Origin of the sequence: Actinomadura verrucosospora (genome assembly GCF_039540335.1) — a bacterium.
In the GTDB taxonomy this organism is placed as follows: domain Bacteria; phylum Actinomycetota; class Actinomycetes; order Streptosporangiales; family Streptosporangiaceae; genus Spirillospora; species Spirillospora verrucosospora.
This window is the reverse complement of record NZ_BAABEV010000043.1, coordinates 32,978-57,121: the sequence shown is the minus strand read 5'-3', so window position 1 is coordinate 57,121 and position 24,144 is coordinate 32,978. Positions and strand designations below refer to the sequence as shown.

The window sequence follows — 24,144 nt, the reverse complement described above, 5'->3', positions numbered from 1 at the left end:
CAAGCGCCGACACGATTCCCCTCAGTGACGACCTCGACCATCGGCTGGCCAAGGCGGAGACGGGCTTCGGTTGGAAGGGCCGCCCAGGCTTCATCTCAGCCAACAAATCCCGCCCCGAGACCGCCGTTCGCTGAAGGGGCAGGGAGAGGGGGCACCACCCAGATCGCGGCTTGCGACCGTAGACGGTCGTCGAGATCGATCCAACGGATCATTCCAGCGGCGGCACCAGTGTTCCCAACAGTTCCTGAGTCGCGGGGTCCGTGGCGTACAGGACGATGCCGTGGAGGCCGCGAGTCAAGAGCACTTTGTAGATATTGCGCACGAACCGGCTGAACTCTTCGTCTGAGAGGATTCTCGGTGATTTGAGACCCAGGTCTGGGTCAAGATTTCCGGAGCGCTCGGGCGTGAGCCGCCCGTTCCGGGCCACCAAATCCGGACCTATGAGCACGCCCGTCCAATCGAACTCAAGGCCTTGAGCAGTGTAGATACAGCCAATCTGCCCAAAGCCGCCATCGGCCGTCGCCCACAGCTGCTTTGGCGGCGCGTCACCGACGCGGGACGTCGACTTAACGTTCCACGGCCGTTCCCAGTCGCCGATCCGCACATCCGGGACAAGTGACCTGTCGGGCCGGGGCCCGTGCCACTCCCAGCAGAAACCTGCGGTCATCCGAGCGGTCCAGCCCTCTTCCAATCGCGCCCGGAGATAATCCTCCATCTCGGCGGGGGAGCGGGCGAGGCGGACGGTGAAACCGGAATCGTCCGACCACGGAACGGGGCGCGCGTCCTGATCCCACGCGCCCTCCTCATCCCCAAGACCGAGGAGTCGACGGACCCAAAGATCATACTCTGGGCTGCCGCCGCATCGCCACTGCCCGGTGAGACTGACATGCTGGAATGGAATGGCCAGGTTCTGCGCATGCGACTTGATCGCACTGATGGACCCGAGTTCTCCGTGCGCGACGGCCTGATTCTCGTCGAGGAAGAAGACGGGGACCCGCGCCGCCTCGATCATCGTCTCGATCTGTGGCCTGTCACTGTTCTTGGTCGGATCCCAGCGGAACCGCGTCTTGTTCCGAGCGCGATGTGCCTCGTCCACGATCAAGACGTCGAGTTCGTTCGGTGGCGCTTGTGCGTAGTCCATCGAGAAGGTGAAGAGCTTCGCCTGCTCACGCCCCTTGGCCACCTGCGCGCGAAGGGTATGGGTGAAGGCGCTCGAGCCGGTGGCGTGTCGTACTCTTCGGCCAGTCCCGAGCAACTTCGCCAGCAGTTCCAGTGCGATGGCGCTTTTGCCGCTCCCGGGCCCTCCGGAGATGATGACCACACGTTTCGAGTTCGCCTTGAAAGCCTGGTCGACCGCATGGAAGACGGCCCTGTAGGCCTCGATCTGCCGATCGAGCAAGATGAAACCGTCGCGGCCTTTCAAAGCCAGTCGGCCGCCTTCGGCGAGTTCGCGACGAGGATTGATCTGGCTGCTGATGAGTCGGTCGGCCGCATGGACTCCCGGATTCGGCCCGAACCGGCCCTTCAGGAAACGCTGGAGTTCCCCCCGGTCTGAGAAGGTGAAGAGCTCTATATTCTTCTCACCTGCCAAGCCGATCAGTTTACTGGCCTCCTGCTTTGACATGTTGTGCAGGTAGACCAGACCGCTGACGGCGTCAGGGTGCTGCGTAACGGCCTCGCAGAAAGCCCTGATCTGATTGCGATACCCCTCCACCTGGAGAGCGGGATGCTCTTTCGGTCCGTAACGCGGATCCCATATTACCTGGGCTTCGTCATTCTCGTAGAATTCAATATTCTGCCACTGCTTGAGCTCTACGACGACGAAGACGTCACCTCCGGTATAGGGATCGACGCCGGCGAGTACGACATCCGCCTGACTCTTGGGCTGATGTGGCATCGGATATTCGACGATCATCTCGACCTGTCCAAGGCCGACGTCCATGAGATCGTTCGTGAGCGCTGTCAGACTGTTTCGCCATGCCCGGCGCTGGGCCGAGCCGGCTGTCCGATTCGTTTGGGTTTTCAGTGCCGTAGCGATCTTGTCGAGGAACGCCTTCTCCGCAGCGGAGCCCGGGCTCGTCAGTGCGCCGTGCAGGTTCTCGGCCGACGCCCTGTAGGCCGGTTGCGATGCCATCAGCATTCCCCCAGATGCTCGGACGGTTCAGAGGTGCTGACATCTGGGAGATGTCGCGCATGTCCGGATGGGGGGATATTAGTGATCTACCGGCAAAGTCCCTGAAATTTCGCTCTTAGCGCAACCGACAGGCCGCCGTGGCGTGAGCGGGGCTGCTCAGGGAGAAGAACGTGCTCCTGGCCCGGGGGTCGCCTGGTCAACTCAGCGGAGGCGCTTTGCGCGCGGTGCCTCGGTATGAGTCGGCGTCGTATCGACGGGCGTTGGCCTCCAGCTTCTCGTGGGCGGATCGAATGAGGTCGATGCCAAGGACATCTGCCAGACGGACGACATAAAGGAAAACGTCCGCCAGTTCGGCGCGAACCCGTGATCCTGCTTCTCCATCCTCCATGATCGCCGCTGATTCGGCTGGAGTGAGCCACTGGAACTCGGCCAACAGCTCACCGGTCTCGCCGGCCAGTGCCATGGCCAGGTTCTTGGGGGTGTGAAACTGCCCCCAATCCCGCTCGGTGGCGAACGTCTTCAGGTGCTCGGCAAGCGTGTCGATCTCAGTCATCGGGCCAGCGTATGACTTTCGCCCCGTGCGGCCCCGGAGCTCTGGTGGACCGTGAGCTGCGCTCCAAACGTGGAGGTCATCCAGGCAGCCCGCTCTCGGCGGTGACCTGACCGCACACGGTCGATGCGGAGCTTGCGCATCACTCTGTCGCGCGACCATCTCGGCTGGACGACCTTTCTTCCCCGTCGCCTCCGCCGAGGGCCTCGGTCGTACGGGACGCCGCCGTCGGAACCTTGGGCCCCGGGCGGTCGAGGCCGTCGGGGCCGCTGCAGTGAGGGGACTTGAACATGGAACTCTCGGCTTCCGTGGGTGCGGTTCACGGCCGGATGCACAGTCGGATGCACAGTGTGATCGGACGATTTCGAAAGAGACCATCCTGAGGTGACTCGATCTTCGTCAACCGGGGATCGCGACGTTCCCGCGTCCGTTGGTCTGTCGCGGTTCCGGGCTTTTGGGGGGTGAACGCGGTTCTTGTGGTGTTCGGCGGGGGTTCCTCCGGTCCGGTGGCCGTGGGGGCCGCCGGACCGGAGGTCGTTCACTCCTGGTCACGGCCCGTCTCGGGCGGTGACGCATCCATCAGATTCTGGGGTGATCCCGCTTCTGCTGTTGCTCCAGCAAGGCGGTGAAGACCTGTTCCAAGGTCTGGCCCGGCTCGACGGTGATCCCGTGCACGGGCACCGGGGCGTCCCGAAGCAGAGCCAGCCGGTGGGCGAGCTCCACGAGCTCCTCTGGCGTCCGCTCGCGCGGCCACAGCCATTCGAGCTCCGCGGTCACCAGCTCCAAGCTCATGCCCGGACGAACGAGGAAAGTCACTCCTCGATCGAGTTCGAGCAGCACGGGGCGGTTCTGGTTCTCCACCGCGTTGAAGCCGATTTCCGCCAGTTCGCGGGGACCTGTCATGGCCGGGAGGGGGATGATCTCCACCCTTTCGGTTTCCTGGTCCACTTCTGCTCCCTTCCTCTGCGTTGTCACGTGGCGCGCCAAGCGGCGTGCCACGGGGCGGCGGCTCCGACAGCCGTCGCGCTGTTGACCGTCCGGCCCCGCACTTCGACGTCAATTCCGGAAGGCGTTTCGGAGGGGCCGGTGGAGCGCGCAGAGCGCGGAAGTATGGGTGCGCGGGCCGGTTCGGGTGCGCGGAGAAGGCCGGAAAACAGTGATCCCCGGGGCGGCGTGCCCCGGGGATCGACCTCAGACCGGCCGGCTCGTCACCGGTTGGTCGTGCTGGGCGTGGCGTCCGCGGAACCCGTGCAGGACGGGTACTCCTTGAACACCATGCGCGTCAGGTTGGGCCGGCACGCCGGGAGCACGTCGGCCGGGACGTTCACCTTCCAGAGCATCGAGATCGACTGCCCCGTGACGTCGAGCTTCCGGAGGGCGTCGCTGTCCTTCGACGCGATCTCCAGGTCGCCCTGGTCCTCGTCCGGCAACGCGAGGACGAGGAACGGGCCCTGGGGCCCGTCCGCGAACGCGCCGACGACCTTGCCGGGGCGGAGCGAGACGTCGGAGGTGGTGGCCTCCGGCTGGCTGGTGGACGGCTCCGCGGTCGCGGTCGTGCTCGCGACGGGGGTCGTGGGCTCGATGGGAGCGGTCGCCGACGGCGGCCACTCGTTGTTCGGGGTCTCCGAGGAGGACTGGGAGGAGCACCTGGCGGCCACGAGGACCGCGAGGAACGCCGCCGCTACTCCGGCGCCCCTGAGGAGCTTGCGTACCTTCATAGTTTGTTTGTCAGTTGACAGGTCCGACGCGACGCCGGACACGCGTATGCCACTGACCCTTTCGCGAAGGACCGTCCGGCCTCCGGCCGCGTTGACCACCACTGACCGGACGCAGGGAGGAACCGCCTGGTCCGGGTTCGCCGGAGTGTGCGGCGGAGGGCTCGTCGTCCACACCATCGCCGCCGGCGCCGTCCACCGCGCGAAAGAAGTGATCCCCGGGGCGGCGTGCCCCGGGGATCGACCTCAGACCGGCCGGCTCGTCACCGGTTGGTCGTGCTGGGCGTGGCGTCCGCGGAACCCGTGCAGGACGGGTAGTCCTTGAACACCATGCGCGTCAGGTTGGGCCGGCACGCCGGGAGCACGTCGGCCGAGACGTTCACCTTCCAGGCCTCCGAGATCGGCAGCGCCGTCACGTCCAGGTTCCGGAGGGAGTCCTTGTGCGCCGACGCGTACTCCAGGTCGCCCTGGTCCTCGTCGATCGGCGCGAGGACGAGGAACGGACCCTCGGGCCCGTCCTCGAACGCGGCGACGACCTTGCCCGGGCGGACCGAGGTGTCGGAGGCCGTGGCCTCCGGCTGGCTGGTGGACGGCGACGCGGACGGCGTCGCGGTCGCGGTCGTGCTCGGGTCCGCGACGGTGGTCGCGGGCCCGGCGGGGGCGGTCGCCGAGGACGGCGGCCGCTCGTTGTCCGGAGTCCCCGAGGAGGACTGGGAGGAGCATCCGGCGGCCACTCCGGCTACGACGAGCGCCGCCGCTACAGCGGTGGCCCTGAGGACCTTGAGTGCGGAACCGAGCCGGATACCGAGAAATACGTTCATGGTTTGTGTGTCAGTTGACAGGTCCGACGCGACGCCGGACACGCGTATGCCACTGACCCTTTCGCGAAGGACCGTCCGGCCTCGGGCCGCGTTGACCACCGCTGGCCGGATCTGGGGGAGAACCGCCTGGTCAAGGCGCACGCCCTCGGCCCGATCCGGCCGGACTCCGGCCGCGGCCGCCTTGCCGAGCGGGCCGGGTCCGGCACGGTAGAGCCCAGCACCCGTGGTGAAGCACGGGGTCTCCTACAACCGACCGGCGCTCGTGAAGCACGAGCGCCCCAACGCAAACCGGGAACAACCATGAAGAGATTCGTCCTGAACGGGCTGCTCGCGATCGTGATCGGCGCCTTCGCCGGCGTGTTCGGCGGAGGGCTCGTCGAGCACCTGTTCCACACCTCCTACCTCGCCGAGATCTTTCACGGCTTCGGCGGCGCTCCGGCGGGGTCCGCCTGCTCCGGCTACATAGCCGACATGGTCGGCCCCGGCGCCTCCGACCGCTTCATCGCCGGCGCCCTCGGCGGCTTCGCCGGTTTCGTCGGCGCGATCGTCCGCGACGCCTACCGCGCCGCCTACGGCGCGGCGAGGCCCAGGGACAACTGCGGGCGCATCGTCGCAGGCGGTCTCGTCTTCGCCGTCGTCGGCGGCGTCGCGGTCCTCGTCGCGGCCGGAGGCTTCGGTCTCCTCGCCGCCTTCACCGTCATCGGCGGCTTCGCCGCCGGCATCGTCGTCGGCGAAGCGTTCGCCGACTTCTGAACGACCCGCGGGGGCCTGGCGACGCCAGGCCCCCGTTCCGTCCCGCCCGGCATGCCGGCGAGCGTTCAAACGTACGGCCGCGTCTGTACGAGATAGGGTCGGCGCTGTGGTGCGAGGGGACGTGATCAGCGGCCGGTACCGGCTCGGCGACGAGATCGGCCGGGGCGGGATGGGGATCGTCTGGAAGGCGTTCGACCAATCGCTGGAACGCCACGTGGCGATGAAGCGGCTCCAGGTCCCGGACGGCCTGGCCGAGGAGGACCGGGACGCCCTCAAGGGCCGGTTCCTGCGGGAGGCCCGCGCCGCCGCGAGGCTGGAGCACCCCGCGATCATCAATGTGTTCGACGTCGTCGACGACGCGGCGGGCCCGTGGATCGTCATGCAGTACGTCCAGGGCCGCTCCCTGGAGGAGATCGTCCGCGACGACGGTCCGGTCCCCGTCGCCAGGGCCGCCCAGATCGGGCTCGCCGTGCTGGAGGCGCTGGACCGCGCCCATGCGGCGGGCATCCTGCACCGCGACGTCAAGCCCGCCAACGTCCTGATCGCCGATGACGGCCGTGTCGTCCTCACCGACTTCGGGATCGCGGCCGTTTCCAACGCCACCGCGTACACCAGGACGGGCGGTTTCGTCGGAACGCCCGTCTTCATGGCCCCGGAACGATTCCGGACCGGCACGCCGGGCCCGGCATCGGATCTGTGGTCATTGGGGGCGACCCTCTACATGGCGGTGGAGGGCCATCCGCCGTTCCGGGCCGATGAGCTGGAGGCTCTCATCGGCCAGCTCCTCATGGGGGACGACCCCGCGTTCGTCCGGTCCGGCGCGCTGAAGCCGGTCTTGAGGGGCCTCCTGGAAAGAGACCCCGGCAAACGCTGGACCTCGGTGCAGGCCGCGCAGGGATTGAAGGCCGTCCGGGACGGGCGAACTCCGACAAGGCCGCTGGTGAGGAATGGCGGACATGGGAAACCGGGAAAGGGCGCCCTGGCCATCGCGGGCCTTCTCGTCCTTCTCATTCCCCTCGTCATCGTCACGATGGCGGGCGGGGTGAAGCTCCCCTTCCAAGGGTCGTCCGACTCGGGTTCGAAGGACGAGTTCGAGTCGATCCCGGATGCCTGTGCCATCGTCAGCGAGGGCCCGGCCCTCAGGGAGACCCTGTCCAACCCCGACGAGAGCGAGATCCTGGACTGGGGCCCTTACCAGAATCATGAAGACGCCGACGCCTGCACGTGGAGCGACGTCGTCACCGACGACGGCAGTTCCAAGACCGTCGACGGCACGCTCGCGATCCGTGCCTCGCTCCCTCGGAGAGCCACGGTGGCCGACCTGCTGACGTGGACCAAGGTTCCCGGCCTCGGAGACGAGGCGGTCCGGAAAAGTCGCCTTGGTGACGGGCAGAGCGGCTGGCACGCCGAAATGGTCATCTTCACCCTGCGGAACGCCGAGATAGGCGTCTACCTCAGCGAGGCCCCTTCGCTGCGCACGGACGAGAAACGGCGAGCCAAGGTCCTCGAGATCGCCGAAATCATCGAAAGGGCCCTCAGAGAGAAGCTCTGAACCCATCGGATCCGCGGGCATACCGCCGGATCAGCACGTCGAGTGGAACAGACCTCCGACGGCCGTGGACCGGGCTAGCTCTTTGTAGAGCCTCACGGCGGCCGTGGTCTCCTCCACGTGCACTTCGACCCCCGCTTCCTCCAGCAGCCTGAGGGTTTCCGGCATGGTCTGCAGACGTAGTTCCATGCCGCGGCTGAGCACGATGACCGTGCACCCGTGGTCAAGGAGTTCCTGGACGTCTGCGGGCTGGATCCCGGGTTGGTGACCCGTCCCGGTCTCCGACCAGTCCCAGGCGCGGCCGCCGCCGGGGTAAAGCTTGAAATCCTTGCCCGGTTCGAGGCCCTCGACTTCCATGCGGCCCCATGAGACATGTGTGATCTGAGGTGATGTCGTCATCGCGGATTCTCTCCGTCCCACGGCATGTCCGATCTTCAGAGCAGTATGGCCGGACCCGCGCTCGGGCGCCCTTCGCGCGGTCAGATCGTTGCCGTTTCGCGCGGACGTGGGTCAGGCAGCGCCGATGGCGCTCGGATTCCGCCGTGAACTGGACCTAGGGGGACAGCCCGATCCGGTAGAGCGCCAGGGCGGCGAATCCGAGAAGTGACCGATCCCAGGGAAGCGGGAACGCGGTCGCGCCGATCTCATCGGCACGATCATGCGCCTCGGCGAGCACCTGCAATCCGGCATCGGGCATCCGATCGCCGAGCCGGATCGCGAGAGCGACGGCCGCGGTGAGCCGGACGCCGAAGGTCCCGGCGGCGAGCAAGGTCGTCAAACGGTCGTCGATCGCCGGTTCGTCCGGGCCGAGATAGCCGAGGCTGAGGTTGGCGCTCGCGCGCGCCACCCGGTGCTCCTCGGTCTCGGGGATCTCCATCAGGTGCGCGACCGCGGGCCGGGTGGCGGGAAACCAGGCCAGCAGCTCAGCCGCCATCGCGGCGATCATCGGGTCGGGATCCCGGGTCCAGGCGACGAACCGGTCGCTGATCGCGGCGGCCGCGAGGTAGGCGTCGCGGTCCCAGGACACCGCGACCGCATCGCACTCGCCGGGCTCGACGTCCTCGTCATAGAGCCAGCCCACGACCGTTGCCACGTCGGTGCTGGTCACGTTGTCGGCCTGCGCGAACACACGGTCGGGCTCGAACGGGAGGCAGGTGTCGTCGCGGTCTCCGAGCGCGACGGCGCGGAGCAGATCCACCACCGCCGCCCGATCAGGCGTTGCCGGATCGTCCGCCAGCTCGGTCAGGAACGGAACGACATGGCAACTCACCTGCCAGCGGGTTCCTTGGTGATAGACGTTCCCCCTCAGCCGGGCATGAGCCTGGTGACGTTCCTCGGCGTCTGCCGACAGAAGCGCTGCGAGCTGGCCGGGGACGTCGTCAGCCGGGCCGTACGCGTGGTGGAGGCCGGCCCAGTCGACCGCCTCCAGGCCGTCCAGCGGGCTTCTTGCCGTGGTGCTCACGATGACCGCCCGGTCTGCTTCCGGTGCCGCATCTCCGGCAGGGGCGCGGGCGCCTCCGTCTCCGGGACGGCGTGGAAGGCCTCGATGACGTAGGCGGCGAAACGGCGGGACGCCTGGAGCCGGGCGTCGTGCGGTGCGTCCGGCAAGCCCCGGTGGGCCATGAGCATGAGGACCAGGTCGTCGACGACGAACCCGGGGCGCAGGCGGCCGGTCTCCTGGGCGCGGCGGGCCGACTCGGCGACCGCCCGCAGAGTCCGCTCCCGGTCGGCGGCGAAGTCCATGGCCTCGGGGAAGGCCGCCATGAAGGCGTCGGCGAACCCCCGGCTGCGGGCGTGGAGTTCGCAGATCCGCTCGACCAGGCTCCGGAACCCGTGCCACGGGTCCGGGTCCGCGAGGGCGTCGCGGACGATGGCCTGGCAGGCCCGCCGCTGCTCGTCGAAGGCCTCCACGATCAGAGCCCGCTTGGTCGGGAAGTGCCGGTACAGCGTGGCCGGGCCGACGTCCGCGTGCCGGGCGACCTCCCGCATCGGCGCACCGAGGCCCTCCTCGCCGAACACCGCGCGGGCGGCGGCCAGGATGCGGGCCCGGTTGTCGCGGGCGTCGGAACGCGCGGTGTGAGGCAAACGGCCGGTCATCGCCTCTCACTTTAACCAGTCGGACGAGTGCGCCCATTACGTTCCGAAGCCGGTGGCCCGCCCCACCCAGAGCCCGCCCGGCCTCGGGCAGATTCGCCGTCCACGGCCGCCGCGGCCGTGACCCCGTCCCATGCATCGCCCGGAGGAACCAGGATGAAAGCCATCATGATCAGGAAGTTCGGCGCCCCCGAGGGGCTGGAGGTCGTCGACCTGCCCGTGCCCGTCCCCGCCCCGGGGCAGGTGCGGATCGCCGTGGAGGCCATCGGGGTGGGCGGCGTGGACGCCGTGATCCGCCGGGGGACGCTCGCCGCCCACGGCTTCCGCGAGGGCCATCTCCTCGGCAGCGAGGTCGCGGGACGCGTGACCGCCCTCGGAGAGGGCGTGGACGCCTCGTGGACGGGGCGGCGCGTGTGGGCGTTCACCGGCCTGGCCGGCGGGTACGCCGAGCAGGCCGTCGCCGCTGTCGAGGACGTCCTGCCGCTCCCCGACGGCCTGACCGGCGCCGACGCGGTGACGCTCGGCGGCTCCGGCGTGGTCGCCCATTTCGCCCTGGACCGGGCCCGCCTCGCGCCCGGCGAGGCGGTGCTCGTGCGCGGCGCGGCGGGCAGCATCGGCATCACGGCGGTCCAGCTCGCGGCCAGGATCGGGGCCGGCGCGGTGGCGGTCACCACCTCGTCGGCCGAGCGCGGCGCCCGCCTGCGGGACCTGGGCGCGACCCACGTCCTCGACCGATCCGGAGATGGCGGCCCTGGCGGGCCGTCGGGCTTCGACGTGGTGCTCGACGTCGTGGGCGGACCCCGCCTTCCTCATTTCCTGGACATGTTGCACCCCAACGGGCGGTTCATAGCCGTCGGAGTGGTCGGCGGACACCCGCCGGCAGATTTCGGCATGCGACTGATGGACGCCTTCCGCAGGTCCCTGTCATTCGCCACCTTCAGCTCCGACACCGTCCCCGGCCCAGAGAGGCAGGCCGTGCGGACGTCCCAGTTCGCCGAGGCCGCGAACGGGGACCTGCGCACGGCCGTCCACGAGGTGCTGCCACTGGACCAGGCGGCGTCAGCCCACCGGAAGATGGACGCGGGCGAGGTGTTCGGCAGAATCGTCCTGACCCCCTGAGCCGGGCAGAACGGGAACGCGGTCCAGCCACTCCGCGCTCACCGATCACCGGATCCCCGCTTAGAGGTCATCACAAAATGTGCATGCGATGCGACACGGCGTGATGTCCGGGTTTGGTGTGGGCGGGTGCGTTCGTTGTCTCAACGAGGGTTCCGTTCCGTCCGGCTCGTTGTGCGTCTCCGGGCCTTCAAGGACGCTGCCGGGTGCAGGCCGACGATGAAGGACTGAGCGCCGGAGACACGGACGCCTTGGACGTGGACCGGGACGAGGCCGTGCCGGATGGCATCGGTCAGTGTTTCGGAGGTGGGCAGGAGGAGCACGGCCTTGCCGTCCGGAACCAGTACGCGGCGAAGCTCTGTCCACCAGCGGGACGGTGAGTCGGCGAGCAGCCCGCCGGGGTGGACTTGGGCGCCCCAGGGCGGGTTGCACAGGACGCGGTCGACGCTGGCGTCGGGGAGGGGAAGGCGGCCGGCGTCGCCGCGGTCCACGCGGACGGGCACGGCGGAGGCGTTCGCCCGCGCCGCCGCGACGGCGTCGGGAGAAAGGTCGAAGCCGTACAGGCGGGCGCCGGGCCGGGCGAGCGCGGCCTCGATCAGCAGGGTTCCCGCGCCGCAGCACGGGTCCAGGACGGTGTGGTCCGGGCGGATGCCTGCCAGCAGGGCCATGGCCGCGGCCAGCGGCGGGTGCAGGGTTCCCTTGATCATCCGCTGCTTGTAGGCGCGGCGGTGCAGCGGCCGGTCGCCGACCCGCATCATGAGCGCGGCGTGCGCGCCGTCCAGGGTCAGCCGCCACCCCCAGGACCCCGGCGGAGGCGCGGCGCCCGTTCGCCGCGAGTGGTAGGGGACGCCGAGCCGCCCGGCCAGAGCCATGCCCACGGCGTCCTCGGCGTCGTACCGGCTGAAGGTGCGCCGCCCGAGGAAGGAGGCGGAGACATCGATGCCCGGCACCTCGGCCGGCGCCCGCGTCAGCGCGCGGCGCAGGCGCACCAGTAGATCGGTGTCGGCCAGGGCGGCGAGTTCGGCGAGGGCGTGCAGGTCATGCTTGGTCGTCCCGATGTCGGGTCCGCGCGCGGCCGACAGGAACAGGTCGTCGGCCGTGCGCAGCGCCGGGATCGGCTCCGGCCTCGACGAGCGCAGACGGAAGTGGACCTCGCGATGACCGAGGCGGGTGACGGAACCTAGCCCCGACTCCAGGATCTCGGCGGCGACTTCGGGCTCCAGGCCACGCACGCAGCGGGCGACCAGGCGGGCGCGCGGAATGCGCATGATGATCGTTCTTCTCCCACGTCAGCACCCGGGGCAGCGCTCCGCCGCCCCGCCTCGCCGACGACGGGTGATCCTCGCTTCGCCGACGGCGTGCTAACGCAGGTGGAAGAAGAACGTCATGAGCGGCAGTCTAGGCCCTTCTCCACATCCGCCTCCCGACGCCTCGTCCGCTGATTCTGTTACGACCTCTCGGGGCGGATCACTTCTTGTAGGGGGCCACCTTCTCGCGCAGCTCCTGCATGGTGCCCTGGAGGAGCTGCCTGAGCCGGTCACGGTCGGTGCCGTCGGCGTCGGCGTAGTCGTCGATGTCGATGAGCTGCTTCTTGGTGGCGGTGATCGAGTTGAGCTGGTGGTCCAGCTTGACGTCGTCGAACCACGGGCTGCGCAGCATGTTCGCCATGTCGGTGCGGAACATCGCCACCAGATCGTCGGGGTCGGCGATGTGGTTCTTCACCTCGGCGACGAACGTCAGCGTCGCCTTGCTGCCCAGGACGGCCTGTTGCAGCACGCCGTCCCCGGTCTTGCGGTCCAGCACGATCGTGAAGCTGTAGAGGACCGGGTCGCCCACGGGCTTGAACCGCACGTACTGCAGGTCCCCGCCGGACTTGATCCCGATGACGGGGCATCCCAGGTGCGCCATCGTGAACACCATCTCGCCGATGAGGGCCTCGTCCTTGCTCTCCCGCTCCTCGGCGTTGTTCTTGAACTTGTTGATCATCGAGAGCATGTCGTTCCTCCGGTTCAGGCGGCGATGCGGCCGTGCAGGTACTTCGCGCAGGCCTGGGTGACGGCGGCGATGTGCTCCTGCAGGACGGGGTACTTCACCGTGTAGTGGTCGGCGAAGTACGGCTCCAGGTCCAGCAGCAGGGGCACCTGCACGTAGACGTAGCCGGTGGCGAGATCCGCGTCGACGGTGAACACGCCGGGTTCCCCGACGTCCAGGAAACCGCTCTTCACCTCGGACTTCAGCGCCTGCCACACCGTCCGCGCGTCCCGCACGTACTCGCCGTAGGCGATCGTCACGGCCGCGTGCTGGCCGAGCGTCTTGGCGGCCATGACGGTGCCGGCCCGGTGCGTGAGCTGGAACATCAGCCGGTGCTTGTGCTGCCGGTGCTGGAACCGCAGGTAGTGGTGGTTGCCGTCGGAGTTCAGATCGATGAGCGCGTTGCCCTGGGCGACCGCCGCGGTGATCACGGCGCCGACGAGCAGATCGTCGATCTCGCGGGTGTGGAGCTCTTCGGAGAAACGCTGCCAGCTGCGGTTGACCAACCGGCCGAAGACCTGGTCGAGCTGCTCGGTCACGGGCACCTTCCGTCCAGTGGGATCAAGGAATGGTGGTGAGACTCCTCGCCCACCCATCCGGTTTCACGATCTGCCGTTCGAACAGCCTGGACCTCGCTTCGAGCCCGCCGCCGCGAGTGCCGGCTGTGCCGCGCCGCTAATGCTGCACGACGAACCGTCCTGTCTGCACCTCTTCAGACCGTTCCCCATCGTCCCGCGCGTCCAGCCGGTTCTGAGAACGCCCCGGGCCGGCGGCGGCTGAGCAGCTCTCGCAGAGCGTCAGGGGCGGGAGGCCGGGTGACCCGATGTGCGCGGCTTGCGACTGATCGGATTCTCCGGACTGTACCGCTGGGGTGGCTGAGCTGCGCTCCCCACCGGAAAGAACGGGACAAACAAGGAGTGAAATCATATGCGTGAGTACACAGACGAAATAGTGCTGACCGTGGGCGTCGCGGAGGGCTGGGCGGATCGCGAAGAGGATCCGACCGAGATCAACTGGACGATCCGGCAGCGCGTGGCCGCGATCCCCTTCGAGGTGATCAACGGCCGTCCGGTCAACCCCTGCGAGAAGACGTCCATCCAGCGTGGCCGCAACAAGCTGGGCCGCTGGGGCGAGAACCTGACCGGCGATGGGCTCGCGTCGGTTCTGGACGAATTCGGCGACCGCTGGGTTCTCCTGGTCGACCGGAACCGCGGTCGCGGCTGGGGGCTGCCCGGCGGCTTCCAGAACCCGGGGGAGACCGCCGTGGACACGGCGTGCCGCGAACTGGGAGAGGAAGCAGGCGTGGACCTGCGGGGCCTGGCGTGGCGGTCGACACCGCCGCGCTACGTGCACAGCAAGCGCGCTTCCGACGAGGCGTGGAACGTCACCGTCCTGTGCACGGTGGACCTGGGGACCCTGAACCGGGCCGACTTCCCGCGGACCACTCCCCGGTCCGACGCGAAGAAGGCGGCCTGGGTACGTGCCAACACCCTCCAGGAACTGACCACCGATCTGAAGGTCGTCCATGGGGGCGAGGTGACCTCCAAGAACCACGCCGGGATGCTCACCGACTGGTTCGCGGCAGCCTGAAGACCGCGATCGAGCAGGAGGGGCGGGTGACCGACCTTCCTGGCACCACCGGGCTGGCTTCCTCATTCTTCTGAGGTCGTCGGCTGATCCATGCGCGATTCAGGGCCCGGCGTGCACCGCCGGGCCCTGACGTTCTCCTCGAAATCTCTCGCTGAAGCCGACCCGAGGCATCCCCAGTCCGTCGCCGGCCGGATGGGTGTAGAGGTCCTGGTGTCGACCGTGCGCACTGCGCAGGGCGGAGGCGCCGCACTCATCGCATCGGTCAGCAGCGCGCGCAACTCGGTTCCTTGCGGGCCGGACACCTGACGGGCTTGAGAAGGGGCGTCGCCCCGCGAACTTCAGGCCGCGGGGCCGAGCGGCCAGGGGACCGGCGTCGCCCCAGCCCGTCCCTCAGCGATCCCGCTGCGGGTGCGCGATCACATTAAGAGGACTGCGGGGCCTCCAGAGCCTCCACTGGGAGCGCGGGAGCGTCCGCCTCCGCTGTGGCATCGGCCGGAGCAGCGTGCCGACGGGGGTGGAACACCCAGCCGCTCAAAAGCACGAACCGCACCACGGTGGCTACCGCGTAGGAGACCAGCATCGCCCCGACCTCCACGGCGCGAGGGGCGGACGGCGCGAGCAGATGCACCAGGCCGAGCCCGGCGCTGCTGAGCCCAAGCCCGATCAGGAAGACGACGCCACCCTCGATCTGGTGCCGCAGCGCCCCCTCCGACCCCACGACCCCGAACGTGTAGCGGCGGTTCGCCGCCGTGTTCGCGACAGTGGTGACCACCAGCGAGAGGGCGTTGGCGGCCAGCGAAGGCATCACGGTGCGGAACACGAGATAGAGCAGAAGCCAAGCGACCGTGCACAGTGCGCCGATCACAGCGAACGCCGACAGGTGCCGCGCCAATCCCTTGAACAAGTTCCGCTCTCCGATTCTCTGATGAGGCAGGCCGCCGAAGGGGTGCGCGGCGGCTACACGCCAGTGACGACCGTCCAGGCTCGGTGAACCCGCGCAAGCCATCAGACCCAACACAATAGAGAAGCTCAGCAACAGACCATGCCAGCCGTCACTCGTGCCGGTTGCCGATCCTTGCTCACGGCCTCGTCGGTGAGGCGGCGCAGGCGGACGGGGCATCTGCCGCCGACGCCGGTCTGAGAGACAGGAGATCTCCGCCGACGGACGCGATGGCGTCGTCGAGGTCGCCCGTCGAACCGACGTTCTTCATCTCCGTCACCAGGTCCGAACGGGGGGCCCAGTGCCGGACGCTCGGCGAAGAGCGCACCGAGCACCCTTTGCTTGAGTCGGGGATAGGGCGGTCGGTCCCCCGCGCGCCTCACCTGAGGGACCGGGGCGCGGGCCATCCGACCCGCTGCGCAGTTCGAAGGCTTTGAGCACGGCCGAGATGCCGAGATCAACCACCTTGAGAAGCACTCAGAGTCCCAATCCGCCCCAGCGACGCCACGGGCTATTTTCGAACCTGCCTCCAAGCAGACAACGAACGTCCGTTATGACGGATGGACGCTTAAAGCCTGGGCATCGATAGCGCACGCTCACCCGTCACAGGCTTGGGAGGGGAGCGTCCTCAAATATTGAGTGCTTGCTGCAGAGTCATTAGGTGCAACGAATCTGAGCGAGGAGCGCAAGAACAAAGACGTAGACCATGAACGTCCATGAGCGGCCTGGACGACGCGTTTGCGAGTGAGACGGGCGATCCATGAAAGCTGACCCCTGATTCGCCTGCGGGTAAAGAGCTGCATCACGCGGAGGAAACCGGGGAGAGTGCCCTGGAGCACCTTCAAACGTGAGACGAATGGTCTTGTCCCACGATCGATGAGCATGCTGAGGTCAGCGGCAGTCCAACCGGATCTCGTCGAGGAGTTTCCGCCATGCCTCCCGGGTGAACGTCAGGATTGGGGCGCTCTCGCGAAGGATGCTGTCTCGGACGCCGATCGTGCCGTCCGGAGTGACGCCAACCTCGACGCATTCACCGTTCGGTTCGCTGTGGCTTGACTTGCGCCACCTCTGGAAGTCCTTGGTCATGTGCCCGATCCTGTCTGATCGGCGAGCCGCTTGGCTACCCGTTCGAGGAAGGCGATGCTGGCGTCCCGGGGCAGCGCGGCATCTCTGACGCGCTCGTACATCCGGGTGTATTGCGCCACTTCGTTCCGCTGGGTAACTACGAGGTCGGTGGTGACTGTATCGACTACCGCCAAGGGTGAGTCGCCTGGTTCGCTGAACGTATAGAGGTAGAACGATGACTTCGCGAGGAAGCCGCCCGGAATACGGGTGTCGTGCAGTAGCACACGGACGCTGATCCGCTCCACTGTCGTGACCACGTCGATCATGTGCCGGAGTTGGTTGATCATCGCGAGGGGCGGGACTGCCAGCCGCTGAATGACGCACTCGTCGAGGACGATCTCGTACGACGGACCGTCGGGCCGAAGAAGTTCACGTTGCCGCCGCAGGCGAGCTTCGGCCATGCGCTCCGGAACGTAGTCGAGCTTGCCTTGGCACTTGTCCAGGTCGACGAGTGCTGAGATGAAAACGGGTGCCTGCAAGACGGCAGGCATGGCAGTTTGGTTGTAGGCGCGCACGGTCGCGGCGCTGTACTCCAGGTCCGCGTAGAGCTTCTGGCGGGGTCCCATGGAAACTCCGTACCGGTCCCACCAGCCCTTCTGGCCAGCCTCTCGGGCGAGCTGGCAGATCCGGTCGTACTCGCTTCCGGTGACCTCCAGAACATCGAGAAGGTTCATGATCTCGACGAGGTCGGGGCGGATCTGGGCGTTCTCCAGACGGGTGATCTTCGTCCGGGAGTGGAAGACGAGACGGGCGAGGCCGTCGGTCGTGAGGCCGCGGCTCTCGCGAAGCCTGCGGATCTCGACCGCCAGCCGGCGGCGTCTGACGTAGGGGCTCGGCATAGCCGTCCTCCTAATATCGCATCGAACACGGTCCGTACTGATCGCTAACTCTCTGCAATCGAACGGTGCCCGGCAATACTAAAGTCACGTCCTGGCGAAATCCCGCCATGCCGTCGCGAGACTCAAAATCCGCACGTGCGCGGATTGGGCGGTGCGACCTTGACTAGTCCGCCTTGGGTCTATGTGCCTTCATTTGCGAACGCCCATACTGCTATATCAGAAATGGGTGGTTAGTCTCACGCAACGGTGCAGCCTGCTCTCCGCAATCCCTCTGTTCGTCATCACGGCTCGAAAGTATGCAGCCCAGCACGCTCTCTGCTTGTCCGCACCACAAAGATTGCCCCGACGGTGGGTGGGCGGGTCGGGGTATGCTTCGATACACGAAGCTGGCTATCCAGCTGTCCTTTTAGGAGGATGCCGAAGTGGAGGCTTCGTCCCGCCGTGCCGCGAGCCACTGCTCGGTGTAGTCGGTGACCTCGTCGATGAACTGCTCCAGGCCTGCCCGATCAAAATCCATCTCGGCGACAAGGTAGAGCAGGATGAAGACCTGGGCGTTCAGGGTGGCTGTCAGGTCGTCCGGAACAGGGGCCTTCAGGGGAGGCGCGTCGACCGCACGACGGACCATGTCTTCAGCGATGATCGGGTTGATGAGGTTCGCGTCCTCGCTGGCCGCGATCCGTAGATCGGCGACGAACCGAACGATCTGACCCACGGTGTAGGTCGGTGCGAATCTCCGACGCACCGCGACCTCGAACGCCCCGAAGAGCAGCGACATGTACCCGGCCGCCGTCTCATCGTCCACCTGCATCTGGTCATGCAGAGGCACCCACGCCACAGGTCCCTCAAGCAGGAAAGACCGCAACGCGAGGATGTTCTCCTCGCCGATTCTAATGATCGAATAGTCCATTACTGCAATATCTCATCCGCAAGTGACCGCGCCTCCGCTATGAAAGCATCGAGCTCGGCTTCGTCGAACTGCGCCTGGCCAACCAGAGCGGCGAGAAGAATGATCTGATGCTCCAATTTTGTATTCTCATCTATCTCGGCAATCGACCCTCTTCCTAGTAGAGTGAGGATCATCTTTTCTGCAATTTCCGGATTAATTATTTCGGCCGAGTCGTCGCTTCTCTCGCGGGCGCTCGCAATAAAATCGATAACCTCAGTGTCGTCTGCGGTGTTTTCTCCTCGCCTAAAGCGTCGTTCGACGGCAACGACAAAGGCGGCGGCGATTAGGGCAGCGTAGCCTTGCTTCGCTTGTTCGGGATCGAGTTGCCGTAGTAGGCGGCGATGCTCGTCGGCCTGTCCTGAGAGCTGGGCGCGCAATGTCGATACCTGGTCACTGGTTACGGGCATTTTCTCTCCTTGAAATCCTTCGTGCGACCTTCACGCTTTGGCGTCCTACTTCTATGGCCAATACTACAGTGCCGACTATTCCGATCGTAATATCCCCTCCTTGTATTTTGGCGTCGACTGACTTTATGTGATCAGGGTTAGTGCGAGCTGCGCATATCTGCCCCGTCGGCTTCACTCGTTCTAGATGCTTTTGGCCCGGTTCGACAAGTTTGTCAGCAGAATCCTTGACGTCGTCTGCTTTTGTAAACATTGTCCGAGTCAGGTCTCGCTTGCGGGACCTATTATCAGGATTTTCCTCTTGATAATCGCGAGAAGCGCGGTCGTCTTCGGGGCGGCGGAGTTCGCCGCGGCCCGGTGTCTCGGATTCGGCGTCTGGATGATCCGGTGGGACCGGTCTTCCCTCGCGGTCGAGGGTGATAGTGACACGCCCGGCGAATCGACTGGGTTCTAGGTCCGTCGATTCTTCTTCGTGAGGCGCTAGTTCTGTGCCGGATTCCTCTCTTTCGCCGGACTGTTCGGCCTCGCGATCGGGTGGGTTGATTTCGTCAGTGGCCTCGGTTGGCTCCGGGCCTTCGGCAGTTCTACCATGGCCGTCGCTCTGGTCATCGGAAGCTTCTGGGGGCGTGACGTTTTCGCCAGTTCCCTCGGGAGGGAGCGCGGTCTCGTCGGCGGGCTTCGGGTTGTCTTTCTCGTCGCCCGTAGTTCCGTCGTCAGTCTTGGGCTCGGGAGGCTCGGTGCCTTGGTCTGGTGTCTCTGGGCCGATGGGGGACGCTTCGCGGCCGGGTTCGGCCTCGGCGGCGGGTTCGATGGGTTGGCCGACCTCCGAGCCCGGCGGCGTCTCGTCGTTCCCGCCCTGGGGCTGGTCGTCGGCGGGCGACGCGCTGTCTGCTGGTGGTCCAGTCGGCGGGTCGCCACTGTCGTCGCCCGAGCCAGAGGAGTCCAGTCGCGGGATGGGCTCGGGCTCCTGATCTTGCGGGCGCGTTACCTCCTGCGTTGGAGGCTCCGCCTCTACTTCGGGGGTCCCGGACGGGGGCTGATCGCGGCCGCTGGACCCTTCACCGTCGCCGGGCGCCTCGCCGCTGGAAGTGCCACCGTCGGCGGTAGTGCCGGGCGGTGTCTCAGCGGCTGGGGGGTGTGCTTCCGGCCCGCGCCCGTCCGATCCCGCGTTCTCGTTCTGCGGCTGAGCTCCGCTGTCACCGCTTCCGCCAACGGTTCCCTCTCCGGTGCCATCGGCGGGCTGGGTGTCCTGGAATATGGCTCGCCAATGTTCCGCGGTTTCCGCTTGTTGCTCTCGGGTGGCGGCGAGGCTTGCTCGGCGGGAGCCGGGCGGGAACTGAGAAGCCTCGTCCGGGCGGGTGCTCGGCTGCTCGGAGGACGCAGGCTCGTCGGCGGTTCTGCCGTTGTCCTTGCCGCCATTCTGCTCTTTCGCCTTGCCTGGCTCGGAGTGCTCGGTCTTGGAGCCGTGGTCGCCGGTGCCCAGTGCGCCCTCGTCTTGCCGTGGGCTCTCGGGCTTGGCTTGGCCGGGCTTTTCCGCTTCCGTGCCAGCGTTGTCGGGCTGAGTTGGGTCGGCGTCGTGGTCACGCTCTTCGCCCAGTTGGGAGCCGATTTCGGTCTTGCCGGTCTCTGGTTCCTTCTCGGTCTTCGCTTCGGCTTCGGACGGCGGGTCACCGGGGGTCTGCGGCTTCTCCGCGGCCGGGCCGTTGGAGGAGGAGTCGGTTGAGGATCCGTTGGGCTGCGCCTCGCGGTCGCCTCGCCGTTCGGTGCCGGCTTCCGGCCGACCTGGAACCGGCTGGCCCGCTGCCACATAGCTGTCTATGCGAGGCGTTTGCGATCCGCCGGAAGCGTCGGCCGGAGGCTTGCTCTCGGTGCGTGGCGGGGTGGGCTTGTCGGGGGTCTCGGGGCCCTTGCCCGGCCCGCCGGAGGGATTGTCCAAGCCCACGCTCGCAGCCCTTTCCATGGGGGGAGGCGAACCGGCCGACCAGACGGCTCACCGGGCGTGTCCGTGACGTGCGGGGCCAACGTCGGATCACACCGGCCCCTATGTAATCGCGCACGTGCGAACTTTGCACGTGCCGATAAACCGCTCACATCCAGTAGGCGCGCGTATCGCGTGACTGCGGGTCAGTTTTGCGCTGGTTCCGTCTGCATTTCTGGGGGCGCAGGGGCGGTGTGGTGTCACAAGCCAGGTCATTCAAGTGTTCCGGTGGTGCGGCTTTCATGCCTAGATGGGTGTTCTGGGCGGCTGTGGAGTCGTGCGGGACCCGCCATGTCTTCGGGGCGACGGTGCTCACGGTGGACGACTTGGGCGCCGCCCGCCGCCACTGTCCAGCAGCGTTCGCCCGAGGGTCGACTCGGCCGTCCGGGCAAGGCGGACGCGGGTGACGTGGCCGTCGAGGAGAAAGGCGTTTCCTTGCCGCTTCGCCCGCACGTGCAAGCTCTGGGCGCGTGAATTCCGCGTGTGCGGAGATCGGATATTAGACCAGCGCTTGTGCTGAATCCCTTGCCGGGACAAGTAGAGCTCTAATCCTCCGTGCTCGACTGGCGACCGAGTGTGACGATGTGCGTGCGGACGACGGGGGAGACCTGTCAGATCCGCAACGCTGACGTCCATCGCGATCCGAGGTGCTCTGATGTCCCTGACCTTGCTTCCGGTAGTAAAGCCGGCGCTGTTGTATTGGCGGCGCTCCTTCCCCGGCGGGCCCGAGCAGGCACGCAACGCCCGGCGGTTCGTGGGTTGCCTGCTGGACGGCTGCCCCTTCCTCGATGACGTCCTGCTCGCCGCCGATGAGCTGGTCGTCAACGCGCTGCGGCACACCAAGTCCGGCCAGGTGGGCGGCATGTTCACCGTGGAGGTAGTGCGGGACGGCGGCCTGGTCGCGGTGTCGGTCACCGACCAGGGCGGCCCCGGTGAGCCCGCGGCGCTGGACGCCGCCGAGCTGGCAGAGTCCGGCCGGGGCCTGCGCACCGTCTCGCTCACCGCCGCGAGCTGGGGATGGCACGGCAATGGCGAGGGGCGGACGGTCACCGCCGTGTTCGCGGGGGAGTGGGCCGCGTGACCGAGCCGGCCTCCTGGACGCACGACCAGGTCCACCTGCGCGTCCACGCGGCGATGACCGCCGCGATGCGCGCCGACCCCCACTCCGTCGACGCCGCCCTCGTCCAGGCGGGAAGCCTCGATTCCGCGAGTCGGGAGTTCGTCGCGCAGTCGCGGCGCCTCGTGCTCGCCTGCACCGCCGCGCTGACCTGCGTCCTCGCCTCCCACCGCCCCGGCGAGGGACCGCACGGCGAGCCCGTCTGCCGAGGCTGCGGGACGCCTGAATGCCGGACGCTGCGCGGCCTCGCACACGTCCTCGCCGCCTACAGCGTCCGCCCGGCGCTGGTCGACCGGGCCGAGGCATGGCGCCGCGCGGACGCGCACTTCTGGCGCGGTGGCCGACCCGTGCCGCTGATCATCGAAGAGCTCCCGGACGGCTTCGTCGCCCGCCCCGCCGGCGACCTCGGCGACGACGAGGCCCCACTGCTGATCATCGACCGCCACACGGGCGCGCTGAGTCGCTGGCCGTCCCTGCCCCTCGACGTCCTCGCCTGCGAATACACCCGCTACCGAGCGGGCCTCTAGACAGCCCATGCGCGTGAGGCGCACCTGGCGCGCTGGCCTGCGATCGGTCTGTGTCCCTGGTCGTTCATGTGCCGCTCTGTCGGCCTATTTCGGTGGGTCGGTGGGGCAGGAATCGGTGGTCGGGAGTGTGCCGTTGATCAGGTAGTCGTCGATGCCGGTGGTCGCGCAGCGGTTGCGGAGGTAGGCGGTGTGGCCGTCGCCGTCGTAGGCCAGGACCTTCGAGCCTCGGATGCCGCGGCCCAGGCTTTTCGCCCATGCCAGGGGCGTGGCCGGGTCGTGGGTGTTGCCCACCAGCAGGACGGGTGGTGCGTCGCGGACGTGCACCGGGCGTTGGGGGGCGGCCGGGCGGACGGGCCAGCCGATGCACCCGGTCGTCATGTCCCAGAACTCCGACGTCCCGCCCATGTGCGGGGCCCGCCGCCGGATCAGGTGTTCACGGCGGCGCAACTCGCCGAAGTCAGGCACCTGCGGGTCGATGTCCTGGCACAGGATCGCCCGGTAGGCGGCCGTGCTCGCCGGGTCGTACAGTGCCTGGTCGCGCATCTGGCCTAGCAGCGAGGCGTTGTTTCCGTCGGCTTCGGCGATGCCGCGCGCGAGTCCGTGCCCGAACTCGGGGAACAGCGTCAGCATCGCGTAGACGCTGTAGCGCAGTTCCTCGGCCGTCAGTGGCCGGCCGCCGGGAACCGGCAGGGGACGGCGCTCGGCCCGCTGAACGAGCCCGTCCCACACCTTTCCGACCGGGCGTCCGTGCAGTTCGCAGTCGGCTGTCCGCGCGCACCAGGCCGCGAACCGGTCGAAGGAGTCCTCCACGGCCGATGCTGCTTCGACCACCATGCGGCGGGACGGCATGCCGTGGTCGACGACGCCGTCCAAGGCCATGGTGCGGATACGGTCGGGGAACAGTCGCGCGTACTGGGTGCCGAGCATGCTGCCGTACGAGCGGCCCAGGTAGCTGACTTTTCTTTCTCCCAGGGCGGCGCGCACGGCGTCGAAGTCACGCGCCACGCTCACCGTGTCGACGTACCGGATGAGCGGATCGCAGCTCTGCCCTACCGACTTGTTATGGGCCACCATGCGCTCGTACTCAGGCCTGGTGCTGGGGAACTGTGTCACTTCCGGGTCGTGCACGGGCTTCTTGCAGGAGATCTGTTCGCTGCCGCCGACTCCGCGCGGGTCGATTCCGACGATGTCGAACCGGTCCCGCAACCGGGGTGAGAAGAACTGCGGTGCCCAGTCTCGGACCAGGTCGGCAGCGCCGGTTCCGGGGCCGCCGGGGTTGTACAGCAACGTGCCGGCTCGGGCCTTGGCCGCCTTCCGGCGGGTCACGGCCAGCGACAGCTTCCGTCCGTCCGGGTGAGACCAGTCCACGGGTACCGTGACGGTCCCGCACTCGGCGCCGGTGTCCCCGCAGGCCCGCCAGGCGATCGTGCTCGCCGTCGCGCTCCCTGGGACGGCCATCATGGGTGGAATGGTCAGGGCGAAGGCCGCCAGCACAAAAGTTCGGTTCATGCCTGCTGATCCTGCTGATGCGGCGCGGTCGGTGCATCGGCCGGACGGTCGCATCCCTGCGGGTGGGACTCGACCATTCGGAGGAGGCAAGGCCGCTGCGGCGCTACCGTTCGGAAGGGTTTCCCCTTACCTGAGGAGTCGCTTTGATGCCGCCGATGTGCTTCGTTTGTCTACGGACCCTTCGCGACGGGGTGCCGTTCTCGTCGTTCGAAACTGTTCGGTTCGCGCTCACCCCTGAAGAGGAGGCGGTCCGCCAGGAACAGCATCGGGAGGGCTGGGTCGGCCATCCTCCGGAGGTGTACTGGTTCTGCGACGAGCATTTGGCATTGGGCAAGGAGCATTCGCATCTGCACTGGCGGGAGGCTCAGGAACTGCTGGCGAACCAGCGTGGTGAGGCGCGCTGAAA

Annotated in this window: 25 protein-coding genes; 7 read left to right on the top strand and 18 right to left on the bottom strand. The window is 67.5% G+C overall.

Going from position 1 to position 24,144, the window contains the following annotated elements; translation table 11 throughout:
- Window positions 1-208: 208 nt before the first annotated feature.
- From ABD944_RS33540 to ABD944_RS33520, 5 genes are all read right to left on the bottom strand, one after another.
- On the bottom strand, window positions 209-2,134 hold the full coding sequence (locus tag ABD944_RS33540; protein ID WP_345183640.1) for a DNA/RNA helicase domain-containing protein: 1,926 nt from the start codon (window positions 2,132-2,134) through the stop codon (window positions 209-211).
- Between the two features lie 196 nt (window positions 2,135-2,330).
- The gene (locus tag ABD944_RS33535; RefSeq protein WP_345183638.1) at window positions 2,331-2,687 is read right to left on the bottom strand and encodes a nucleotide pyrophosphohydrolase; all 357 of its coding nucleotides are present in this window, start codon (window positions 2,685-2,687) and stop codon (window positions 2,331-2,333) included.
- Window positions 2,688-3,263: 576 nt separating this feature from the next.
- Window positions 3,264-3,632: a hypothetical protein gene (locus tag ABD944_RS33530; RefSeq protein ID WP_345183636.1), complete on the bottom strand. Its 369-nt coding sequence runs from the start codon at window positions 3,630-3,632 to the stop codon at window positions 3,264-3,266.
- A gap of 260 nt (window positions 3,633-3,892) precedes the next feature.
- Window positions 3,893-4,402, bottom strand: a complete 510-nt coding sequence (locus tag ABD944_RS33525; RefSeq protein ID WP_345183634.1) for a hypothetical protein — start codon at window positions 4,400-4,402, stop codon at window positions 3,893-3,895.
- Window positions 4,403-4,662: 260 nt separating this feature from the next.
- Entirely contained in the window at window positions 4,663-5,220 is a 558-nt protein-coding gene (locus ABD944_RS33520; protein WP_345183633.1) for a hypothetical protein, read from the bottom strand.
- A gap of 300 nt (window positions 5,221-5,520) precedes the next feature.
- On the opposite strand from ABD944_RS33520, the gene ABD944_RS33515 reads away from it, so the two are divergent.
- Window positions 5,521-5,973, top strand: coding sequence for a hypothetical protein (locus ABD944_RS33515; RefSeq protein WP_345183631.1), 453 nt, complete (start codon window positions 5,521-5,523; stop codon window positions 5,971-5,973).
- A 106-nt stretch (window positions 5,974-6,079) separates the two neighbouring features.
- Window positions 6,080-7,525, top strand: a complete 1,446-nt coding sequence (locus ABD944_RS33510) for a serine/threonine-protein kinase (protein WP_345183629.1) — start codon at window positions 6,080-6,082, stop codon at window positions 7,523-7,525.
- A 30-nt stretch (window positions 7,526-7,555) separates the two neighbouring features.
- Here the strand turns inward: ABD944_RS33510 and ABD944_RS33505 are convergent, their stop codons facing one another.
- The 3 genes from ABD944_RS33505 to ABD944_RS33495 all read right to left on the bottom strand — a co-directional run bounded on the left by ABD944_RS33505 (window position 7,556) and on the right by ABD944_RS33495 (window position 9,619).
- The gene (locus ABD944_RS33505; protein WP_345183627.1) at window positions 7,556-7,921 is read right to left on the bottom strand and encodes an Mth938-like domain-containing protein; all 366 of its coding nucleotides are present in this window, start codon (window positions 7,919-7,921) and stop codon (window positions 7,556-7,558) included.
- Window positions 7,922-8,075: 154 nt separating this feature from the next.
- Window positions 8,076-8,984 (bottom strand): hypothetical protein, encoded by a 909-nt coding sequence (locus tag ABD944_RS33500; protein WP_345183625.1) that lies wholly within the window; start codon window positions 8,982-8,984, stop codon window positions 8,076-8,078.
- Complete coding sequence (locus tag ABD944_RS33495) at window positions 8,981-9,619, bottom strand: TetR/AcrR family transcriptional regulator (protein ID WP_345183623.1); 639 nt, start codon at window positions 9,617-9,619, stop codon at window positions 8,981-8,983. The genes ABD944_RS33500 and ABD944_RS33495 overlap by 4 nt, the downstream gene beginning before the upstream one ends.
- Before the next feature lie 153 nt (window positions 9,620-9,772).
- Between ABD944_RS33495 and ABD944_RS33490 the strand changes: the two genes are divergently transcribed.
- The gene (locus ABD944_RS33490) at window positions 9,773-10,735 is read left to right on the top strand and encodes a zinc-dependent alcohol dehydrogenase family protein (RefSeq protein ID WP_345183621.1); all 963 of its coding nucleotides are present in this window, start codon (window positions 9,773-9,775) and stop codon (window positions 10,733-10,735) included.
- 140 nt (window positions 10,736-10,875) lie between these two features.
- Here ABD944_RS33490 and ABD944_RS33485 read toward each other — a convergent pair whose 3' ends face one another.
- From ABD944_RS33485 to ABD944_RS33475, 3 genes are all read right to left on the bottom strand, one after another.
- A complete protein-coding gene (locus ABD944_RS33485; RefSeq protein ID WP_345183619.1) occupies window positions 10,876-12,000 on the bottom strand; it encodes a TRM11 family SAM-dependent methyltransferase in 1,125 nt (374 codons plus the stop codon).
- Between the two features lie 199 nt (window positions 12,001-12,199).
- The gene (locus ABD944_RS33480) at window positions 12,200-12,727 is read right to left on the bottom strand and encodes a hypothetical protein (protein ID WP_345183617.1); all 528 of its coding nucleotides are present in this window, start codon (window positions 12,725-12,727) and stop codon (window positions 12,200-12,202) included.
- A gap of 14 nt (window positions 12,728-12,741) precedes the next feature.
- On the bottom strand, window positions 12,742-13,302 hold the full coding sequence (locus ABD944_RS33475) for a hypothetical protein (protein ID WP_345183615.1): 561 nt from the start codon (window positions 13,300-13,302) through the stop codon (window positions 12,742-12,744).
- Between the two features lie 388 nt (window positions 13,303-13,690).
- Here ABD944_RS33475 and ABD944_RS33470 point away from each other — a divergent pair, with 388 nt between their 5' ends.
- Window positions 13,691-14,353: an NUDIX domain-containing protein gene (locus ABD944_RS33470; protein ID WP_345183613.1), complete on the top strand. Its 663-nt coding sequence runs from the start codon at window positions 13,691-13,693 to the stop codon at window positions 14,351-14,353.
- A gap of 421 nt (window positions 14,354-14,774) precedes the next feature.
- Here the strand turns inward: ABD944_RS33470 and ABD944_RS33465 are convergent, their stop codons facing one another.
- From ABD944_RS33465 to ABD944_RS33440, 6 genes are all read right to left on the bottom strand, one after another.
- Window positions 14,775-15,257, bottom strand: a complete 483-nt coding sequence (locus ABD944_RS33465; protein ID WP_345183611.1) for a GtrA family protein — start codon at window positions 15,255-15,257, stop codon at window positions 14,775-14,777.
- 927 nt (window positions 15,258-16,184) lie between these two features.
- Window positions 16,185-16,379, bottom strand: coding sequence for a DUF397 domain-containing protein (locus tag ABD944_RS33460; protein WP_345183609.1), 195 nt, complete (start codon window positions 16,377-16,379; stop codon window positions 16,185-16,187).
- On the bottom strand, window positions 16,376-17,257 hold the full coding sequence (locus ABD944_RS33455) for a helix-turn-helix domain-containing protein (protein ID WP_345183607.1): 882 nt from the start codon (window positions 17,255-17,257) through the stop codon (window positions 16,376-16,378). Before ABD944_RS33455 ends, ABD944_RS33460 begins: the two co-directional genes overlap by 4 nt.
- A 406-nt stretch (window positions 17,258-17,663) precedes the next feature.
- Window positions 17,664-18,164, bottom strand: a complete 501-nt coding sequence (locus tag ABD944_RS33450; RefSeq protein WP_345183605.1) for a hypothetical protein — start codon at window positions 18,162-18,164, stop codon at window positions 17,664-17,666.
- Entirely contained in the window at window positions 18,164-18,610 is a 447-nt protein-coding gene (locus ABD944_RS33445; protein ID WP_345183603.1) for a hypothetical protein, read from the bottom strand. The genes ABD944_RS33450 and ABD944_RS33445 overlap by 1 nt, the downstream gene beginning before the upstream one ends.
- Entirely contained in the window at window positions 18,594-20,549 is a 1,956-nt protein-coding gene (locus tag ABD944_RS33440) for a hypothetical protein (protein WP_345183602.1), read from the bottom strand. The genes ABD944_RS33445 and ABD944_RS33440 overlap by 17 nt, the downstream gene beginning before the upstream one ends.
- A gap of 691 nt (window positions 20,550-21,240) precedes the next feature.
- On the opposite strand from ABD944_RS33440, the gene ABD944_RS33435 reads away from it, so the two are divergent.
- Both ABD944_RS33435 and ABD944_RS33430 read left to right on the top strand, forming a co-directional pair.
- Complete coding sequence (locus ABD944_RS33435; RefSeq protein WP_345183600.1) at window positions 21,241-21,666, top strand: ATP-binding protein; 426 nt, start codon at window positions 21,241-21,243, stop codon at window positions 21,664-21,666.
- Window positions 21,663-22,229 carry a hypothetical protein gene (locus tag ABD944_RS33430; protein WP_345183598.1) on the top strand — a complete coding sequence of 189 codons (567 nt, stop codon included), beginning with the start codon at window positions 21,663-21,665 and terminating at the stop codon, window positions 22,227-22,229. Before ABD944_RS33435 ends, ABD944_RS33430 begins: the two co-directional genes overlap by 4 nt.
- Window positions 22,230-22,313: 84 nt before the next feature.
- Here ABD944_RS33430 and ABD944_RS33425 read toward each other — a convergent pair whose 3' ends face one another.
- Window positions 22,314-23,738 carry an alpha/beta hydrolase gene (locus ABD944_RS33425; RefSeq protein WP_345183596.1) on the bottom strand — a complete coding sequence of 475 codons (1,425 nt, stop codon included), beginning with the start codon at window positions 23,736-23,738 and terminating at the stop codon, window positions 22,314-22,316.
- 143 nt (window positions 23,739-23,881) lie between these two features.
- Here ABD944_RS33425 and ABD944_RS33420 point away from each other — a divergent pair, with 143 nt between their 5' ends.
- Complete coding sequence (locus ABD944_RS33420) at window positions 23,882-24,142, top strand: hypothetical protein (protein ID WP_345183594.1); 261 nt, start codon at window positions 23,882-23,884, stop codon at window positions 24,140-24,142.
- Window positions 24,143-24,144: the final 2 nt, after the last annotated feature.

Excerpts from the sequence above, each read along its gene's own strand:
- ABD944_RS33540 (WP_345183640.1), bottom strand. The coding sequence starts at position 2,134 with ATGGCATCGCAACCGGCCTACAGGGCGTCGGCCGAGAACCTGCACGGC.
- ABD944_RS33535 (WP_345183638.1), bottom strand. The coding sequence starts at position 2,687 with ATGACTGAGATCGACACGCTTGCCGAGCACCTGAAGACGTTCGCCACC.
- ABD944_RS33525 (WP_345183634.1), bottom strand. The coding sequence starts at position 4,402 with ATGAAGGTACGCAAGCTCCTCAGGGGCGCCGGAGTAGCGGCGGCGTTC.
- ABD944_RS33520 (WP_345183633.1), bottom strand. The coding sequence starts at position 5,220 with ATGAACGTATTTCTCGGTATCCGGCTCGGTTCCGCACTCAAGGTCCTC.
- ABD944_RS33515 (WP_345183631.1), top strand. The coding sequence starts at position 5,521 with ATGAAGAGATTCGTCCTGAACGGGCTGCTCGCGATCGTGATCGGCGCC.
- ABD944_RS33505 (WP_345183627.1), bottom strand. The coding sequence starts at position 7,921 with ATGACGACATCACCTCAGATCACACATGTCTCATGGGGCCGCATGGAA.
- ABD944_RS33495 (WP_345183623.1), bottom strand. The coding sequence starts at position 9,619 with ATGACCGGCCGTTTGCCTCACACCGCGCGTTCCGACGCCCGCGACAAC.
- ABD944_RS33490 (WP_345183621.1), top strand. The coding sequence starts at position 9,773 with ATGAAAGCCATCATGATCAGGAAGTTCGGCGCCCCCGAGGGGCTGGAG.
- ABD944_RS33485 (WP_345183619.1), bottom strand. The coding sequence starts at position 12,000 with ATGCGCATTCCGCGCGCCCGCCTGGTCGCCCGCTGCGTGCGTGGCCTG.
- ABD944_RS33480 (WP_345183617.1), bottom strand. The coding sequence starts at position 12,727 with ATGCTCTCGATGATCAACAAGTTCAAGAACAACGCCGAGGAGCGGGAG.
- ABD944_RS33470 (WP_345183613.1), top strand. The coding sequence starts at position 13,691 with ATGCGTGAGTACACAGACGAAATAGTGCTGACCGTGGGCGTCGCGGAG.
- ABD944_RS33460 (WP_345183609.1), bottom strand. The coding sequence starts at position 16,379 with ATGACCAAGGACTTCCAGAGGTGGCGCAAGTCAAGCCACAGCGAACCG.
- ABD944_RS33455 (WP_345183607.1), bottom strand. The coding sequence starts at position 17,257 with ATGCCGAGCCCCTACGTCAGACGCCGCCGGCTGGCGGTCGAGATCCGC.
- ABD944_RS33450 (WP_345183605.1), bottom strand. The coding sequence starts at position 18,164 with ATGGACTATTCGATCATTAGAATCGGCGAGGAGAACATCCTCGCGTTG.
- ABD944_RS33445 (WP_345183603.1), bottom strand. The coding sequence starts at position 18,610 with ATGCCCGTAACCAGTGACCAGGTATCGACATTGCGCGCCCAGCTCTCA.
- ABD944_RS33435 (WP_345183600.1), top strand. The coding sequence starts at position 21,241 with ATGTCCCTGACCTTGCTTCCGGTAGTAAAGCCGGCGCTGTTGTATTGG.
- ABD944_RS33425 (WP_345183596.1), bottom strand. The coding sequence starts at position 23,738 with ATGAACCGAACTTTTGTGCTGGCGGCCTTCGCCCTGACCATTCCACCC.